We start from the raw sequence: 18,578 nt of genomic DNA, 5'->3' as shown, positions 1-18,578 counted from the left end.
CAAGGGTGGATGGAGAATAATCTGCCTAAGCTATTTCAGGATATGGGCTGTATTTATTTTATTGTGAACTGACTATAGCTCACCAAAAACCAGAGTATAAAAAAAGCACCGAACCTTAATGGGTTTGGTGCTTTTTTGTGGTTCAATCTTTATCTCTAGTCTAGAGCAGACATTTACAGTAGCTCTTTACGCAGCTGAGCTGGAGTCTTAGGCGACAATAAACTAGGCGCGACGTCGAGTACGGTTTTCGCTCCAGTTTCACCTGCCAAGCTCATTTTATAGGCGGCGCGGGCATAGGCCACGAGCACGCTTGCGGTAAACTCAGGGTTACTACCGAGCTTTAATGAGAACTCCAGCACTTGGTTGTTCTGCTCATTATCTATACCACCCACGCCACTGCGAATAACAAAACCGCCGTGCGGCATCTTTTGATGATCACGCTCAAACGTTTGCTCATCAATAAAGTGTACCTTAGTGTCGTAGTCAGCAAAGTAATCCGGCATAGTCACGATGGTGTTGCGTACGGCATCGCTATCTGCGCCATCTGCTAACACAATGTAGCACTCGCGGGTGTGCTTCTCGCGGGTGCTTAGCGTTGGCTGCTCGCCATTTCGCACCCGTGCCATGGCAGATTCTGAAGGAAGGGTATATTGTACGCCAGATTTCACGCCATTCACGCGGCGTACGGCATCTGAGTGCCCTTGGCTTAAGCCTTTGCCCCAAAAGGTGTAGGTTTCACCAACCGGTAAAATGGCTTCACCGTATAAACGGTTGATAGAGAATAAACCGGGATCCCAGCCGACAGACAACATGGCAACTTTGTTAGCTTTTTTGGCAGGCGTATCAAGCGCGGCAAAGTAATCAGGAATCTTAGCGTGAGTATCAAAGCTATCGACAATATTGAATAAAGCAGCTAACGCTGGGCCTTGTTCAGGCAAATCAGACTTAGAGCCACCACATAAAATCAGCACGTCTATATCATCTTTATATTGAGCGGCATCGTCCATCGCGTACACGGGTACGCTGTCGTCAATTAGGGTGACGTAGGCGGGATCTCGGCGGCTGAATACGCAGACTAATTGCATGTCTGGACTTTGCTTGATGGCAGCTTGGGCGCCGCGGCCGAGGTTGCCGTAACCTGCGATGGCGACTCTAATTACTGGTGTCATGATGATTAGCCTTACGTTGGTGGAGCGGACAGTCACTTACTGCTGATGTGGCATGTATCAAGTAGCATAGCTATATAATTCATATGTATTATGCCATAAGGGTTTGCAGTAAGCGGCCCTGTAATAAATTGATGATCTATATAAATGGTGTCCATTTTAGATGATTATTATTGCAAGTGATAGGGTGCTGTCATACTGAATTTGAGATGTGTTTAAGCATGTATTTTACATAATATTAATGTCTCAATGAGTAGCTAAGTTACTTTCGGTGATCAGAAATAGGTTTTTAGCCATCCCTTCTAAAATAGACACTGAATTTCCTATATAATGTCAGTCATCTCACTATTGATAATTCATTCAATTCAGTCTTTTTTTTAGCACAAAAAGCTTTTTATTAGGTGAAAATGGCACTTTATGTTTAACATTTCCTCGACTCGTTTAAATAAATACATTAGCGAAAGCGGTATTTGCTCTCGGCGCGACGCTGACCGTTTTATTGAACAAGGTAACGTGTACGTCAATGGCAAGCGTGCTCAAGTAGGCGCACAAGTGGTTGCTGGAGATACGGTAAAAGTCAACGGCCAGCTTATTGAGCCACGAGAAGCAGATGATTTCATTTTTATTGCGTTGAATAAGCCAGTGGGCATCGTGAGCACCACAGAAAGCTCCGAGAAAAACAATATTGTTGATTTTGTTGGACATAGCGTACGTATTTTCCCGATTGGGCGTTTGGATAAGGATTCCCAAGGTTTAATCTTTTTAACGAGCAATGGCGATTTGGTTAATAAGGTTTTACGTGCTGGTAATAATCATGAAAAAGATTATATGGTGACGGTAAATAAGCCGATCACGGATAATTTCATTGAAGGTTTAGCAGGTGGTGTGCCTATTTTGGGGAGAATGACGAAAAAATGCCCGGTGACTAAGGTAGCGCCTACTGTGTTTAATATCACGCTAGTACAGGGTTTAAACCGTCAAATTCGTCGTATGTGTGAGCATTTTGGCTATGACGTCGTGAAGCTTGAACGTACACGGATTATGAATGTGAGCATTAAGGGTATTCCGGTTGGGGACTGGCGAGATTTAACCCCAAAAGAGTTATCGGTTTTACTTAAATCTATAGAAAGTTCTTCCTCGGAAGACAATACTGCGGCTAAGAAATCTCGTCATACGCCACGAAAAAAACCGCGTACTGATGATTCGTCAAAAGCAAAAGCATCTTCAAAATCAGCGGGTGCAGCAAAGGGCAATACTAAACACTCTAAGGATGATGCTAGAAAACCAGCGGGTTCTAAAGGTAAAAATAGTCGTCCCTTTGGTGATGGTAAGAAGTCTGCTGGTAATGTAAAACCTGCTGCCCGTGGCAAGCGTCCTGCAAAAGGTCGAGGTTCTTCACGGTCATCAAAACGATAGACTGGTAGGTAGTGGCAACGACACTCAAAAGTATCGATTCTCATCCAAATTGTAGTCCCTGTGTAGAGAATGCTTTTGATGCAGTAGCACAGTCAAGTTAGGTTAGTAACCAAACTAAGTAGTGATATAATGCCACGATAATCGATATTTTATAAAGGGTTTACATTATGGCTCGTACCGCTAGCGCATTACACATTTTAGTAAAAGATAAAGAGCTGGCTGACGATATTATTGCCAAGCTTAAAAAAGGCGCGCAGTTTGATGTGCTGGCTAAAAAGCACTCCACCTGTCCATCAGCTAAAAAAGGCGGCAGTTTAGGTGAGTTCAAAAAAGGCCAAATGGTACCGGCATTTGATAAGATCTGCTTCAACGGTGAACTCTTTACCCCACATTTAGTAAAAACCAAGTTTGGCTGGCATGTGGTTAAAGTGCTTTACCGGACGTAAGCCTTAAACTGTTTTTAATAGATGATGCGCACAAGAAAAGCCAGACAACTTAGTTGTGTGGCTTTTCTTGTGATCAATACTTATTTCTGTCTGTCCACTTCAAAGCATGCTTGCATATTCTTATTAGCATAACCAATTAGAGTTTGCACACATATAAGAAGTATATGCACGTACTTCAATCTGACAAACATAGCCGCAGTATCCACATACAATATCACCTAAGTCGCCTTGTTACCAACGCCATCCAAAAATTGACTGACTGCTTCCGATAGATCCGAGAGAGGGTTTCCCTCAACATCGACTTGTTCCAATGCTTTGAGATTGATAATACTATCAGGAAGACTTTGTAGGCCATTGTGATAGAGTCCAAGACTTTTTAATTGACTTAGATTGCCTATAGAACTTGGCAAGGTATTGAGATCAGAAGCACGTATGTCTAATTTTATAAAGTTTGTTAAGCTTCCGATACTATCAGGCAAAGCCTTTAAACACTCGTTAGCACATAGTTGAATATTTGTGAGTTTGTTTAGATTGCAAATAGAGTCTGGTAAGTTTTGAACCTGCGTTCCCCTCATATCAAAACTGGTAATCGATGATAGATTACCGAGCTCATCAGGAAGCTTCTCCAAGCTTTTTGAAAAGATGTTAAGCGATTTAAGATTTTTTAGTTTACAGAGTACTTTTGGAAATTCAGCGAAAGCGCATTTCATAAAAACCAGCGTCTCCAAGCTATCTAATTGAGCAATCTGTTCTGGTAGTTCATTAAAACCGATCAGTCTAAGATATTTTAGGTTCTTTAAATTGCCGATAGCACCAGGTAATGGCTTAGTGGATTCGTTTTCGCTTTGCAGTACTGGTTTATTATCAATATAGCTATAACTTGTAGATTTTCCATATGCCAAATCCAGTCGCTCTAACTGGCGTAACGCTTCAGGTTCACGAGGGACAGTGCTGTCAGAGCTACCTTCTATATTATGGTTGTCAATCCAGTCCCATATCTCCGTCATCCAGTCTTCAACGCCCGTATCTTGCTTACTATTAGTGTTGTCATCTTGGTTGGTTTTACCGCTATATACTGTCATAAGGTTACCTTTTCATAATCGTTAAATGAGGTGAATGCATTCAAGTCTTTAGCTGGTTTTATCGCTATGTATCAAACTTCAAAATTGTTGGACACAGTAATAAAACCAAGGTAAGCCATATTTTTGACATAGCTTAGACTACCAGTGACTGAGACTGATAAAGGTTTATGACGCTGTTTGGAGGGGTTGTTGAAAAAAGCGGGATAGCAGAAAGCGCTCATGAGACTCAGTAGCTGAGTATGAGGAAAATGATTAAAAAGTATAAAGTTTGGAATCAATTGACTAGAAGTACTCATAAAGAAATCTCCTGTTGCTCTGTCTGTGCCAAATTGAAACGACACAGTCACCTTGCAGAGCGAAAAGGAGTTGTGCGTTTTACCAGTCTTTGTTTTTCATCGCGCTGGAAGTAGCGGTAAACCCACGATGTTTTTTTTATCATAACAAGCTGTTTAGCATTTGTCAAAAATGAGATAACTTGGTTTTTATGTTTGATTAATGAAAAACCCAATCTCTAGGACTAGGAGTTTTTCGTACGCTAGATCAAATTAAGATTATTTTGAGGAGCGTTTAACTGAATCGCCTATATATTGTATGGAATTTACCATTCTAAGAGATTACTACAATACCGGAGTGCTTCAGAAATCTTGCCTAAATTGCCACAAGCCTTTTAAGCTGTTGCTAGTAGCAGCTTATAGAATGGTACTTTTACAAGAAACCTAATATCGATATCCAATCAAGCTAAATATAGTTAGAATTAAGAGGTCGCTGTTGCTTTTAATCGCTTAGATATTTGCTTTTTGTAGAGGGAGTGGTAGTCATGCCTACATTTAAAACCTCAATTATTTATAACGTGTTGATTTTGAGCTTATCACTGGGATTAACGTTACCAGCTGTTAGTGCAGACTTTGCAACGACTCAAGCGTTGGCGGAGCAAGACGATGCGGATGCTCAATATAGGCTTGGCTTTAAATATTATATGGGTAAAGGCGATGGGCAGGATTATTTCAAGGCATTGGAATGGTATTTAAAGGCTGCTAATCAAGGTAATGTTAAGGCTCAAAATAATCTTGGCGAACTATATAATAAAGGCAAAGGTGTTGAGCAGGATTCGGCTAAAGCTTTTGAGTGGTATCTGAAAGCAGCAGAGCAAGGTGATGCTAAGGGGCAGTTCAATGCTGGTGCTCTTTATCACAAAGGTGAAGGGATCGAGCAGAGTGATAGCAAAGCTATAGAGTGGTACTTAAAATCTGCTTCTCAAGGCAATGAAGGCGCTAAAAATAACTTACAGCTTCTAACCCTTAATAGAGAAAATAGACCTCAAAACCAAGCTAAAACGATTGAGTGGCTTACTAAAGCCGCCAACGAAGGTAATGAGAATGCTCAGTTTGAACTTGGGGTTTTATATCATGAGGGTGATGGAGTAACACAAGATTATAGCAAAGCAATCGAATGGCTCACCAAAGCCGCTGATCAAGGACAAGTAAAAGCCCAGTACGTTCTCGGAGCGATGTACTACTTTGGCAGAGGGATTGAGCAAGATTATAGCAAGGCTAGGGAGTGGTGGCAGCAATCTGCTAATCAAGGTTATGACGAAGCTCAGTACAACCTTGGAGTCATGTACAGTCATGGCGAAGGCGTTGCTCAAAGCCATAGCAAAGCGTTTGAGTGGTATCAAAAAGCGGCAAAACAAGGACAAGTTGATGCGCAAAATAATCTTGGGGTCATGTATGAAAATGGCAGCGGTATTGCTAAAGATTATGCGAAAGCGTTTACGTGGTATCAAAAGTCCGCCGCTCAAGGCTTATCCGAAGCCCAATACAATCTGGCATGGATGTTTGAAAATGGCTATGGTGTAAAGCAAGATTATAAGCAAGCGTTCAACTGGTATCTTAAAGCAGCTAAGCAAGGTGATGCTATGGCAGCCTATGTCATCGGTACGATGTATAACTATGGCAAAGGAGTGCAGCAAGATAAATCTCAAGCCGACATATGGTTAAATAAAGCTTGTGGAAATGGAGTAGAAATGGGCTGTAATCAGTAACCGCTGCCTTTTCGAGAACACTTGATAAAGCGTTGAGCAATCCGCCGTAAGTAGACAAAAATCTGTCATTATAAGTGTCTGTATTATTAAGGATAAGCCATGGAGCTCTCTATAATGAAAACGATTGCTATCCATACGATGATGATTTTAGCTTTATGGTTTGGGCTAGCTGTGCCAGTCATAGCCGCAGACTTTGCAACCACTAAGCTTAAAGCGGAACAAGGGTATGCTGATGCCCAGTATCGCCTTGCCCTCATGTACGACTACGGCAAGGAAGTCGAGCAAGATTACATCCAAGCCTTTAAGTGGTACCAAAAGTCTGCTAATCAAGGATATGCAAACGCGCAATATAATCTTGGTTGGATGTATAAAAACGCTCATGGTATGCCAGAAGATAATGCAAAGGCGGTTGAATGGTATCTAAAAGCTGCTAACCAAGGTTATGCCTCGGCTCAAGCCACCGTTGGTTCAATGTGCTATAGTGGTAAAGGGGTTACTCAAAGCTATGCCAAAGCCCTTGAGTGGTATTCGAGGGCTGCCAACCAAGGAGAAGTAGTCGGTCAATATAATATGGGAATAAGCTATTATCAAGGAGTTGCCTTACCTCAAGACTTTGAAAAGGCTATCGAATGGTATCAAAAAGCTGCGGATCAGGGTTTGTCAGACGCACTATATAATCTAGGTCTTATGTTTGAGGAAGGAGAAGGGGGCAGTCAAGATTATAATATGGCGCTGAAGTGGTACAAAGACGCTGCTGATCAAGATGATGCCGATGCTCAATATCGCCTTGGGGTGATGTATGAAGCAGGAAAAGGCGTTGATAAGGATAAAGTCGAAGCACAAGAGTGGTATCAAATCGCCTGTAATAACGATTATGCAAAAGGCTGTAAAGCTTATGATAGGTTAAATGTGAAAGAACTGCGCCGTCATTAAGGTTTTTTAATCAAGATATATCCCGTCTAAAATAGCTAACAGACATCTACAGCAGTATATGTCTAGCAGCAGGGTACTCTTTTCCATTGACCCTCTACTCGTTTGAGAGTGTCGTCCTTAAAGCGCGCCAGTTGCTTATGCGGATAACGTGTTGCGTAGCCTAAAACTGTCTCCAACGTTTTATTACGCACAAAATTTTTGCTTTGTGGGTCATAGAGCCAGTAAATGTATTTGTCACTGTGGTCGCCTTCTGCGACGTTCAATACCAGATCAAAATAGCCATCGTAGTTCATGTCCACGTATCTGGTACTGTGCGCCGCTGCTTTAAAACCCGTTAACTTCTGCACAACTTTATTCGTATCTTTATTAATGACATCCACTTGGGTAATGGCAGAGCGATACCAACGTTCATTATCAACGCCATAATATTTAAAAACAAACTGTGGGTAGGTTTTAACAGGAATCGCTGGTGTAAAGGTGGTTTTTTTGATTGTCGCTTCGCTCTCAGGATAGTGGGTGACTGTTCCTACCAAAGTATTATTACGCAGATTTAGAGTGCCATCGATGGCATATTCTGGTGGCGCTTCTAATCCAATCTCTGGGTCATATGATTTTAAGGTGATATTCAATCCTTTTTGAAACCCTTCAACCGAAACACCGCCCTCTTTGTTTAGATAAAATAACGTACCATGCGGATTCCATACCCCTGAATATATCGTTAATAAGAATTTTCCATCATCTGAGCGCCAATCACGCTCGGCATAAGTAATGACGTCTGTGATTAGCTTGACAGGTTTTTTCGTAGCAGATTTATTGGTCGAAGTTGCCTTTGTGGGAGTAGCTGCTTGTGTACTAGGCATCATACTAACTAGTAGCGCTGGCAATATGAAGCAGCTTAAATAACTTTTGAAAGTCATATATTGGTATTTCGATCGAAGCTTTGACATCGCCTATCTCCCTATAATGCATTCGTGTAGTTATACCTCTACATCGTATTTGCCAATTGAACGAGAACCATACACTGTGCTCACCTTCCTTGTTTGCGCTATTTTTTTATTATAGCGCTGTTCAATTAGAGTCACCGAGCGTTTATTGTTAATAGAATTGGTTAAGACTTTATGGTTTATAGGGTATTTAATACGGCTATAGAAGTTTGTGCTAAACGATAGGCAGATTGAGATCTGGATCAGTAAGCTCTTATTTATGGACCAACGCTAACTATTTTCAGGCTTTATTAAATAAGCTATGATCAATGTCATTGGTTCAATATAAGTGGTTCCGTTATAGCAGTCTGTTTTAAGTGGTCTGTTAATAGGTTTGAAGGGTGAAATAGCTGGTTCCGTTGGGGTATACCCTAGTAAAACTAACTAACTAATTAACTAATTGATATCCCAGCTCAGCTAATAGACCATACAAAATAGACCGTTATTCTAGAAGCACCATTAGTAGATTTTTTGTAATAGGTGTTAAATCAGCTTTACTTCTTTAATGGAACTCAAAAAGTGCCTGATATCTAAAATAGGTTTTTTAAGGGCAAAGTGAATTATTTTTGCTTTAAGTTTTTATATTCATCGCATCCATCTTGATCCCCATTATCACAAGATTTTTGATACCATTGCATGGCCTTAGTATAGTTTTGACGTATGCCTTTGCCCTCATCGTACATCACGCCAATATTATATTGTGCGCTGGAATGCTCCTGATTAGCTGCTTTTGTATACCATGCAATTGCTTTGGTATAGTCTTGAGGTACGCCTTTGCCTCTGTCATACGACACGCCAAGATTATATTGAGCTTTAGCATAACCTTGGTTTGCGGATTTTGTATACCACTCAACTGCTTTGGTATGGTCTTGACGTACGCCTTTGCCCTCATCGTACATCACGCCAAGATCATATTGAGCCTCCGCCTTACCTTGATTGGCCGATTTTGTATACCACTTAGCTGCTTTGATATAGTCTTGATCTACGCCATAGCCGTGATTATACGATATGCCAAGATCGTATTGAGCCTCAGCGTTACCTTGATTGGCCGATTTTGTGTACCACTCAACTGCTTTTATATAGTCTTGATCTACGCCATCGCCGCAATCGTAAGCCTTCCCAAGATTAAATTGGGCGACAGCATCACCTTTATTAGCGGCCGCTCTAATTGCGCTAAAATCCTCTGCTGCCTCTGATAGCATGACTCCAAGTGATAAGCCCATAACCATTAGGCCGGAGATAATCGTCTTTTTTAGTGAATGCATAGTTGGTTCTTCCGAAAAATGAGTATGGATTCTCATTATATTACCAAACAATAGATTGCTAAAACCAATCTATCAAGTTTTAATTGTATTATTTGCGGTCTTGCATCAATTAAAGAGGTGAGTACCTAAAATAAAGCGTAAATCGCTCTTTTAGACCTTTTATTTGACTCTATACTACTAAATTCACTCTTATTTCTAAGAACACAGAACAGCACGAATAATGAGTTATAGCGAATACATAGCAACTACATGGTCTAGAATGGGTGTCACCCTCTATAGCAGTGCTCAACCTGATTGGTGTGAAGTGGCCGAAGGTATGCTTGAGCGTGGCGCTAAATGGTAATAACTGATTGTTTCAGACGGAGCTATTTATGGCATACCGTCAATTTCATAGTCATGAAAATCATATCTAACACTAGTAGTTCGATGCCTGTTTACCGCACTGATCACAGACAGAATATGTATGGTAAGTACACCATGAAGTATACTGAGACTATTCCAGTGTGTTAAAACGTTGATACTATTAAGCTACAGCCGTAGATTCAAGTCCCACTAGGGAACCGAACCAGTAAAAGTACCTGATTGTTTCGGTGTAGGTATGTCTTAATATGACAATACCTTTAAGACAGTTAGTTTAGTTGGCTCATATCCTTGTCTATCAGAGTAGAGTGGTCAATTTTAAATATTGGATACACATCAATAATAGTCAGTCTTTTAGCGTATAAATCCTGATAATTCAGATATTCTATAATGATCTGATTTTCATATATCATGACCCTCATCGCTCCTTCTTCATATATCTTAAATATTAATGCTTCATCTTGATATATATAAGCAGATATTGAGTTCTGAATATCACTGATAGAAAAAACCATTTTCTTATTTTGTGTATCAATGAATGTGGATTCTAGCAAACCATCATTATCTATATGACTCTCGCATCCAAACATCTCCATCTTTAGGATAAAAGAACGACATTTTCTTTCCTATGATCAAAGTCTGTGGTCAATTAATTTCGTACAATTTAGGATGATAGACGAAAGAATGCTAATTATATAGCCAATGCCTCACTACCTGTATGGCAAGCGGAACATGTTCCCATAACGGACGTTATGATAAATGGGTTTAGAGCGATAAAAGCAGGATTCAGAAGTGTTTGTGCTATATCTCGCTAAGACAGAGGTGTTTTTTATTACCGTCAAGCTGCGTAGTTAATAGCAACTAAGTTAGTATTTACGGATTTGGCGGCAGAGGTCAATAATAAAAAGGCTCATCAGTCAGACGAACCTTATTTTATAAATTAATAACTGTCAAAAGAAGTAATCAACAAAGATAAAGATTAAGTCACCTGAGTATGTAGTGAAACACTAAATTCGGATCGTATTTAAGAGAAGAAATGCTGCAAACGAAAAAGCCAGACAACCTAAGCTGTCTGGCTTTTTTGACGGTTAGCACAGCCTCTTAAGACAATAAGATTGCTAATAGTAACCAATAATAATACATGATTTTATTTCATTACTTGAGCTATTAATATTTAAAAAATATTGATGGCGTATTAAAGCTCAAACGTACAAATGACGTCGTTGTATTCAGCATCTAAAGCTCTTATGTTCATAAGTGCATTGCTATACTCAGGGTTAAAAAAATCATCAAAGCTTTTGGCAATCCCAACATCACTTGAAGTACCCGCATTGGCTTGGTCGGTGATGGCATACACATAAAGCGCCTGATACCCTGGTTTTTGCCATTTGTAAAATTGTTGTGAGAATAAATCGTCTTCCTCTGTATCACAGTTTGATTTCACTCGAGTAAGCTCATTTGCTCTAAAGAGATCTTCAATCTTATATACAGCGCTACCTGTTTCATCTTCCATAACGCCTTGACCAGAGTTGATTTTAATTAACACGGGCTTATCCTTTGTACCATAAGCGGAGATTCCACCATGATCGTCTAAACCACCCCATATAGAGTAGCTTGGATCTTCAGGCGCATACTCATTTTTAGTGGGCGTTTTAGGGTCCCATTTTTGTATATCAGGTGTGTTTGCGAATGTTTCCCAACTCCACTCTGTATTTGGCTTAAGTGCAAGCGAGTCAGTAATGCTGGCAAATCTAGGTGGGTTTTCTTCAACGACAACCTCTGCCTCTTCTGCTAATTTCTCAGTCTCAGCTGTATCCGTTGAGGCAGTCACGACAGGTTCTGTGATAACTGCCTCTTTAGCAGTGGGCTCTGACTTAGTCTCATCGACAGTGGCTTTGTCAGAACAACCAGATAAAGCAATAAAGCCCATAAAAATAGAAGCTGAAAATAGACGATTCGATAGCACTATATAATTCCTTTAAAAGTGTAAAAGCAGTTAATAACTATTCATGAATAGCAAAACGCATTTATTGTGGGCAGGCTACTTTTTTATCTGACTTATTAATACAAACCGTCTGCTCATTGATAGTCGCAACTTCTGCTACACCATCTTCGAATATGAAATAGTTGGCACCCATATAATTGACGCTATACCGTTCAACATTACTATCAGCATATTTAAAAGGAATAATGGTTTTGTTGACGCCATTGATAAAGCCCCACTTATTACCTTTTAGGACTCCCGCGACGCCTTCTTTAAATGGACGTATTTCATCATAGACGAAGGGTATAGCGACTTTACCTGTCTTGGTGATATAGCCCCATTTCCCGCCTTTTTCCATACCAGCCAGACCTTCAGAGAAACCGTAAACGCCGCCAAAGTGCCCATTCGTACTATCATACTGCGGAGCAATAATTTCTTTACCATCCTTATCAATAAAACCCCATTTACCAGCTTTTGACATCACAGGTGCTGCGCCTTCACTAAAGGATTCGATAGAACTGTATTTATTACTAAAAGGCATAATGACTTTGTTAGAAGTATCGATAATGCCTAATTTCCCGCCTTTTGAAACTATGATACGACCTTGCGATGGAGATTCCGCCCATCTTTCATCATATTTATCATCAGGGTCTATCATATCGTCATAGACCGTTGGTATAACGAACTTTCCTTGAGTGTTCATATAGCCGACTTTGCCATTTTTCATCACTGCAAAGACACCATTGTCAATACTATAGTAGTCTACATTTTCATAACCCTTTAAACTTAGTAATGCCTTTCCCTGCTTATCTAATAGGGTTTGCACGCTATAGTCAGCGTTGTGTCCAACGAAGTATTTATCATCTGCTGTGCAAGATACTTCAGCGTATTTTGTTTTTGGTGGCTTGCAATTATCTACATAAGCTTGGGCAGATAATGTAAAAGAGCAAAGGCTAAGTGCAGCAGCCAGAGGAAGTAAACGGCTAGGGGATAAAGTAATAATTTGTATTCCTTTTAATTGAATGAAGATATTTTTTAAACTCGATTTATATTCGAAATTATATCGATTAATTTAGCGTTAAAATATCGATCCGAAGAACGGTAATTACTGGTTCAGCCCTCAAGATAAGAGACTTCACAGGCATAAAGTAAGATATAAAACCTTTTTTATTTTTACTATTTTGTCACTCTAACTTTGAGAAATGACGTTATGGGTGTAGCCAGCTCTCATATCTGACTATGGATCTATCAGAGCAAATCAGAGTAGTTTGCATAGTTTTTTCGTTTAAGCTCTTTACCATTTTTATTAATCGTAATCGCCGTAATTTGACCGTCCTCACCGTCCTCACCGTCTTGGTACACAACCATAGTACCGTTTTCAAAATAGCCACCAATGACATCGGGTGAATCTCCACCTGGCTCAAGAAAAGCATGATCATATTGCGGTTCTATAACGACTTTGCCTGAGGTATCAACGAATCCCCACTTAGAATTTTCATAGTCACCTTTAGCGACCGCAGCTAGCCCTTCAGAGAAGTCCATTGCCTGATACCAAATGGGGGCAATTATTTCTTTACCTTTGGCATTAATAAAGCCACTTTTTTCTGAGTTTGCCGGTGTGAAGCTTGCTAAACCCTCTTTGAATTCCCCTAAATGGCTGTACTTAAATTCAAGGACCGTTTTACCAGAACGATCAATTGCGCCGTATTTGTAGTCTTTTGATACTGTTGCTAGAGAGTTAGAAAAATCTGAGGCACTTTCATATTTAAAAGGAATAACCGTGTTGCCTTTTTTATCCATATACCCCCATCGGTCTTTATTTAGAACAGCGACTAAACCTTCATTGAAATCTCTTGCATCCAGCATCCAGCCATAATCTGCTTCGATATTTACTGGGATCACAAGCTCGCCCGAGCTGTTAACGTATCCAATGAAATAACCGCCGTCAGAATCAGACTTCAGATTCTTTTTGAGTAGATAAGCCATCCCATCATGGAATGCGCCGCAAAAATCATACTCTGCTTTTACGATCACTTCTCCTTCACTATTCTTGAATCCACATGCTTCTGAGTACTCACCACTAGTCACAGTATATTCAACCAATTTAGAATCAGTCTTTACAGTTGGTGACTCATCTGACTCTGGTGCCACTTCTGTATTCGGCTTTGTATTTAATTCAGTCTCGATTTTTTTTGATTCGACGCTCATATTATCGGTAGTATTTACGGTGTCTGGAACGGACTCGTTTTTACTACAACCACTAAGGGCAAAGCTTGTCATCACTGACAAAACAATAATTTTTCTTCCTAACATCCTAATTGTCCTTTTTATACTCTTATATTGTTTGCTGAAGATTTAGCGCTAATTTGACGTCGAATTTTAGTAGTAAATAGCTTTTTAATTTTAATAACGCTGCTGAACCGCTACTTAAACAAAGAAACTATTGTGATACATGACGAATATCCACTTTAATAAAATGGTTATATTCTAGCAACAATTAACTTGGTTTCATATACAAACATTAGTTTAATTCAAAGTGAATTTGATAAAGGAAATAAGGGTTATTTTATTTAGGTTTAAGAGGCAAGTAGGTGGAATAATTATTCAAGATATAGACATCAACTTAATTACTATTTATCAGTACAACAATTTAAATTAGATGACTGTCGCTTTCACAAAAAATAATTTTAAATGTATGCATTTCACTTAGATAAAATGTAACCTAGAAAATAATTTTATAGGTTGTTCGTTATACTTGCCTGTATGATAAATATATAGGCTCAGCATCATGAATATTTCTTCAAATAACCATGCAGCCCAAAATATGCTTCCTACAGCACAAGCCTGTGCAATCACCTTCCAAGGTAACGCTAGTAATAATCTGCAACAAGACGCTTTTTTCTTTTTAGATAATTGGTATCAAGAAGATTTAGGCGTGATGGCAGTGACATCAGTCGAGCTTCCTTTTTGTTTAGCAGTCTCTGACGGTGTTGCCAGCTCTAATTATTCACAGCATTGTTCAAAGGCAGTGGTAAAAGCAATCAGACGTTTATGGAACCATCAGAAGAGTATCTGTTCAGACAGTATTCATCAGTCGATTAATCAAATCCAGCATTCGTCCAATCGTCATGGTGCAGCAGCAACTCTCGCGATGATTGTTGGAGAGCTAAATAGTGATGGAACTATAAAGGCGACGATAACTCATGTCGGTGATAGTCGCGTTTACTGGTTGCCTAAAGGCGCATCACAGTGGCAGTGCCTGACACGCGATCATAATTTACTGAACGAGCTAATTGATCAGCAAGCACAAGAGCAAGGCCGCCAAGCAGAGTTTGCAGACTATAACCGAGAGGGAATGGCAGGGAGTCTATACAGCATTACTGAATGCTTTGCATTGACTAGTGATAGCAGTTACCTAAGTAGTGAAGCGCCAGAAAGTATCTCTCGAACGATGGATATTGATGGTGGCGACTGTCTCTTGGTTTGTACGGATGGTATTCATGACTTAGTGCCAAGTCATGATTGGCAACCTGTCAGTGCGGAGACAGATTTACAGGAATGGCTAATCGCTCTTAAAAATCAGATCTATGATTCAGATGGTAATGCCTATGATAATGGCACAGCCATTTTGCTTCGTTTTGATTGAACCATTGTTTTAGTAATGAAGCTATAAACTTACCATTGAACGATTTAACTGAGAAACCCATATGCCCACACACCCAATCGCAAACTATACAAAGTCGACACGTCTATTCGCTTTATATCAATGTCTGCCTCGGAGTGAAGAGGATGCTATGTCATTAACAGAGCTTATGGTTGGTTATAGTGATGATTCAGATAATTTCGCTAATGAGCGTAAGAACTTAGAGAATGACCTGATTGGCTTAAATCAAATATTTAACGATATTTTTTATAGTGATGCTTTAATTCGAGTACCAGTGTGGGGTCAGAATATTAGTGGAAAGACAGCACGGTTTTATATTGAGCCGAGCTTTAGTATCGATATTATCAATGAGCAAACAGTGTTCTTTTGGGAGATGCTAGATAAATATACCGCAAACTATTTACCAGTATCTTTTAAGCAAAATATCACAGATAAGCTCACCCAATTAGGTCGGCATAATAAGGATGGTTTTCATCAAAGTAAGCTAGGACAATGGCAAGATTATCTCATTACTTTACCGAGTATAGTGCAAGCACCGACGCTTAAGAATGATGTGATGGCAAGCATTCACCAAGCTCTGCTAAATAGACTGCAACTTAAAATAAGCTATCAAAATAAATGGCATGGCAGTTCTGCTGAGAGAGTCATCTATCCCAAAGGACTTATCTTTATTGACAATATGATCTACCTCACAGGCTTTAATCCTACTGATGATCATATCGATGATGAGGTACTGTTAAAAGCGCATCGTAATTTTGCAGTTAATCGTATTACTGAGGCAGTAGTCATAGATAAACCTGTCCCTGATTGGGTAGGGCGAGATGTTTTTTCATTAGAGCATTTGAATAAATTTGGTAAGTTAGAACCTACTGATAATGTTCAGATCAAACTAGTTTTAAGAGTGCAAAAATATGCCTGTCAGCATCTTTATGAGCGTCCATTATCACAAGATCAGCAGATTACTATGATAGATAATACTTGGAATCAGGTAAGTGCTACTGTTGCCAACACTCAACGCTTGCAAGATTGGCTGGTGAGTATGTCTCAGCTGGCCGTGGTTGTTGAGCCAAGTGAACTGAAAACAGTGATTCTTGAGCGTTTGCAGAGTGGGATAGAGCTTTATGGATATTAAGACAAAGTTATTAATCATGTCATCTTAAATTATTTAACGACAAGGTTAGTTTTCCGCTTTAACAGGAAGTTTAAAATGATAACAAAAAATACGATTACTATAGAGCCATGGATGACAGAGCTGTGGGCTTGGGCTGATAAATTTGAGATATCTGAAGAGGATTTACCACGCAACAGAGAAGGTTTGTTGACCATAACAGATTTAGATATTAGTTCCAATCAACTTACTGAACTGTCTGAGAGTATCGGCCAATTAAGCAAACTAAGACGGTTGATGGTCAGTAATAATCAACTAGATGGATTACCAGACAGTATCGGTCAACTTATTAATTTAGAGTGTCTAGATATTAGTGGTAATCCGCTCACTACGCTACCAGAGAGCATTATTCAGCTTAAGGAGCTGGAGTTTATTACTATTGCTGAAGATAGTGCTACGAATAAGCTAGTTGATTTGTCTGTAGAGGTTACTGATTTTTTACGGGGGTTAAATCATGGCTGCAAAGGCTGGAGCGATACTATTAAGCCTATTCGTAGCACTAGTACTCAGGAGTATTTACTAAGACAGCAGCGCCTTAATCGCAATGCTGTAGTAGATGAAGATACTGACCACATAACACCTCTTGAAAGTATCGATCGAGAAGCCCTACAGGAAGTAATCAAATGGGCAGAATTGTGCGATCTACCTAGCCATACCCTTTCAAGAGATCCTGATGAGCTCGCTAATCAGACCTCTTTATCAATTGATTCGTATACGCAGCCCATACCAAAAGCTATTTGTTGTTTGACTCAATTAAGAAGCTTAATCTTTAATAGCTGCATGTCATTGGGTAGTGATGCCTGTCAAGCTGATGATAGTTTGCCAAATACTATTACCGATCTCGTCAATCTTGAAACACTAAGATTAGTATGTAATGGCTTAGCCTTTCTGCCAACTAATTTGCATGAACTAAAAAATCTAAAAACTTTAGAAATTACTTTTCATGATGTGACTACCATTCCTAAAGTACTGGCAGAGATGAGCTGTAATATCAAGTTGCACCTGCATGGTAATCAAGACAAATTGCCAGATAACTTACTAGATGATTTAACACATATCCGCTGCTTGACCGAACTGTCAATTAACGATGAAAGTTTAACGGTATTACCGGATAATATTGGCCAGCTTAAAAACCTAAGAGCATTGAATATTAGCAGTTGTTATTTAAACCAAATCCCGCAAACCATTGGTGCTTTAACCCACTTAACTCACCTGACGCTAAACTGCGAAGCGCTTGAGCGTTTACCAAAGTCAGTAGGGCAGTTAAGCAAGTTAGAGGAGCTTATTGTCATTAGTGAAAAAATAGAACAGCTTCCTGATAGCTTGGCTAACCTAACACATCTACGTGGGTTAGATATCCCTGCTCATTTAGTTAATCAGTTACCGATAGGCATTATTGAAAGGTATCGCAATAATGAGTTGTGGATTAAAAATATTGCTTTTACAAAGTTGTACACGCCACAAATGAGCGAATATGACCTATCGCGTTATGGATTTTTTCTTATTAGTGATAATTGGGATGAAAAATCATTAATTGATCTAAGGTTCAAAACAGCGCCAGAGTTCTTACTCGGTTTGCAAACGACTGAAAAAACTATTAAGCAATTTGATGTGGTGGATGGCATTATTATTTGCCAGCCTGATGAAGTACAACAAGTCATGAAGATGTTTAAAGGTGTATTTTGCAACGAGTTTACGGCTATACCCTATCCAGACATCGTAGAGGCGCTAAGTTTTGCGAAACCTGCTAATTTTATACAAGCTAGTGCATTAGGAATGTCTAAATCAGACCAAGTGCTCAGTCAGATCATTGATCGGATTCCTAAAGATATCACTATAAACGCTATGATGTTTCAAGCTGAAAGTGATCGCGAATTTACGCTTGATAATTTTAAAATTGTAGTAGATGTTTTTGATGAAATGGGTATAAAAGATGAATATACTTTCTATAATACAGAAGTTGTCGATAAGCCTAAATACTGTTGGATGGGTATGAACCGCCCCGAGTATATCGGAGAGTGATTTACTTGAGTCAGGCAGCAATGCCTGACATGATTAAACTATCATAGT

At 39.5% G+C, this 18,578-nt stretch carries 15 protein-coding genes; 8 read left to right on the top strand and 7 right to left on the bottom strand.

Going from position 1 to position 18,578, the window contains the following annotated elements; genetic code table 11:
- Nucleotides 1–173: 173 nt before the first annotated feature.
- A complete protein-coding gene (locus JMX13_RS12730; RefSeq protein WP_201613109.1) occupies nt 174–1,169 on the bottom strand; it encodes a diaminopimelate dehydrogenase in 996 nt (331 codons plus the stop codon).
- A gap of 414 nt (nt 1,170–1,583) precedes the next feature.
- On the opposite strand from JMX13_RS12730, the gene rluF reads away from it, so the two are divergent.
- Both rluF and JMX13_RS12720 read left to right on the top strand, forming a co-directional pair.
- Nucleotides 1,584–2,582, top strand: coding sequence for a 23S rRNA pseudouridine(2604) synthase RluF (rluF, locus tag JMX13_RS12725; protein ID WP_201613108.1), 999 nt, complete (start codon nt 1,584–1,586; stop codon nt 2,580–2,582).
- Between the two features lie 167 nt (nt 2,583–2,749).
- On the top strand, nt 2,750–3,028 hold the full coding sequence (locus JMX13_RS12720) for a peptidylprolyl isomerase (protein ID WP_201543935.1): 279 nt from the start codon (nt 2,750–2,752) through the stop codon (nt 3,026–3,028).
- Nucleotides 3,029–3,246: 218 nt separating this feature from the next.
- On the opposite strand, the gene JMX13_RS12715 is transcribed toward JMX13_RS12720, so the two are convergent.
- Entirely contained in the window at nt 3,247–4,110 is an 864-nt protein-coding gene (locus tag JMX13_RS12715) for a leucine-rich repeat domain-containing protein (protein WP_201613107.1), read from the bottom strand.
- An 817-nt stretch (nt 4,111–4,927) separates the two neighbouring features.
- On the opposite strand from JMX13_RS12715, the gene JMX13_RS12710 reads away from it, so the two are divergent.
- Entirely contained in the window at nt 4,928–6,151 is a 1,224-nt protein-coding gene (locus JMX13_RS12710) for a tetratricopeptide repeat protein (protein ID WP_201613106.1), read from the top strand.
- Between the two features lie 99 nt (nt 6,152–6,250).
- Entirely contained in the window at nt 6,251–7,084 is an 834-nt protein-coding gene (locus tag JMX13_RS12705) for a tetratricopeptide repeat protein (RefSeq protein ID WP_201613105.1), read from the top strand.
- A gap of 62 nt (nt 7,085–7,146) precedes the next feature.
- Here JMX13_RS12705 and JMX13_RS12700 read toward each other — a convergent pair whose 3' ends face one another.
- Both JMX13_RS12700 and JMX13_RS12695 read right to left on the bottom strand, forming a co-directional pair.
- Nucleotides 7,147–7,947, bottom strand: a complete 801-nt coding sequence (locus JMX13_RS12700; RefSeq protein ID WP_201613103.1) for an XAC2610-related protein — start codon at nt 7,945–7,947, stop codon at nt 7,147–7,149.
- Nucleotides 7,948–8,627: 680 nt separating this feature from the next.
- On the bottom strand, nt 8,628–9,332 hold the full coding sequence (locus JMX13_RS12695; protein ID WP_227686324.1) for a tetratricopeptide repeat protein: 705 nt from the start codon (nt 9,330–9,332) through the stop codon (nt 8,628–8,630).
- A gap of 220 nt (nt 9,333–9,552) precedes the next feature.
- Here JMX13_RS12695 and JMX13_RS13790 point away from each other — a divergent pair, with 220 nt between their 5' ends.
- Entirely contained in the window at nt 9,553–9,675 is a 123-nt protein-coding gene (locus JMX13_RS13790; protein WP_265088418.1) for a hypothetical protein, read from the top strand.
- A gap of 1,212 nt (nt 9,676–10,887) precedes the next feature.
- Here the strand turns inward: JMX13_RS13790 and JMX13_RS12690 are convergent.
- From JMX13_RS12690 to JMX13_RS12680, 3 genes are all read right to left on the bottom strand, one after another.
- On the bottom strand, nt 10,888–11,658 hold the full coding sequence (locus JMX13_RS12690; protein ID WP_201613101.1) for a hypothetical protein: 771 nt from the start codon (nt 11,656–11,658) through the stop codon (nt 10,888–10,890).
- Between the two features lie 61 nt (nt 11,659–11,719).
- A complete protein-coding gene (locus JMX13_RS12685; RefSeq protein WP_201613100.1) occupies nt 11,720–12,502 on the bottom strand; it encodes a WG repeat-containing protein in 783 nt (260 codons plus the stop codon).
- Nucleotides 12,503–12,924: 422 nt separating this feature from the next.
- Complete coding sequence (locus JMX13_RS12680; protein WP_201613099.1) at nt 12,925–13,989, bottom strand: WG repeat-containing protein; 1,065 nt, start codon at nt 13,987–13,989, stop codon at nt 12,925–12,927.
- A 475-nt stretch (nt 13,990–14,464) separates the two neighbouring features.
- Here JMX13_RS12680 and JMX13_RS12675 point away from each other — a divergent pair, with 475 nt between their 5' ends.
- The 3 genes from JMX13_RS12675 to JMX13_RS12665 all read left to right on the top strand — a co-directional run bounded on the left by JMX13_RS12675 (nt 14,465) and on the right by JMX13_RS12665 (nt 18,530).
- A complete protein-coding gene (locus JMX13_RS12675; RefSeq protein WP_201613098.1) occupies nt 14,465–15,322 on the top strand; it encodes a PP2C family protein-serine/threonine phosphatase in 858 nt (285 codons plus the stop codon).
- 148 nt (nt 15,323–15,470) lie between these two features.
- Complete coding sequence (locus JMX13_RS12670; RefSeq protein ID WP_227686323.1) at nt 15,471–16,472, top strand: helix-turn-helix transcriptional regulator; 1,002 nt, start codon at nt 15,471–15,473, stop codon at nt 16,470–16,472.
- Nucleotides 16,473–16,547: 75 nt separating this feature from the next.
- Complete coding sequence (locus tag JMX13_RS12665; protein ID WP_201613095.1) at nt 16,548–18,530, top strand: leucine-rich repeat domain-containing protein; 1,983 nt, start codon at nt 16,548–16,550, stop codon at nt 18,528–18,530.
- The last annotated feature ends 48 nt before the right edge of the window (nt 18,531–18,578 follow it).

It is taken from the genome of Psychrobacter immobilis, from assembly GCF_904846285.1.
Taxonomy (GTDB): Bacteria; Pseudomonadota; Gammaproteobacteria; order Pseudomonadales; family Moraxellaceae; genus Psychrobacter; species Psychrobacter immobilis_D.
This window is presented reverse-complemented; position numbering and strand designations above follow the sequence as displayed.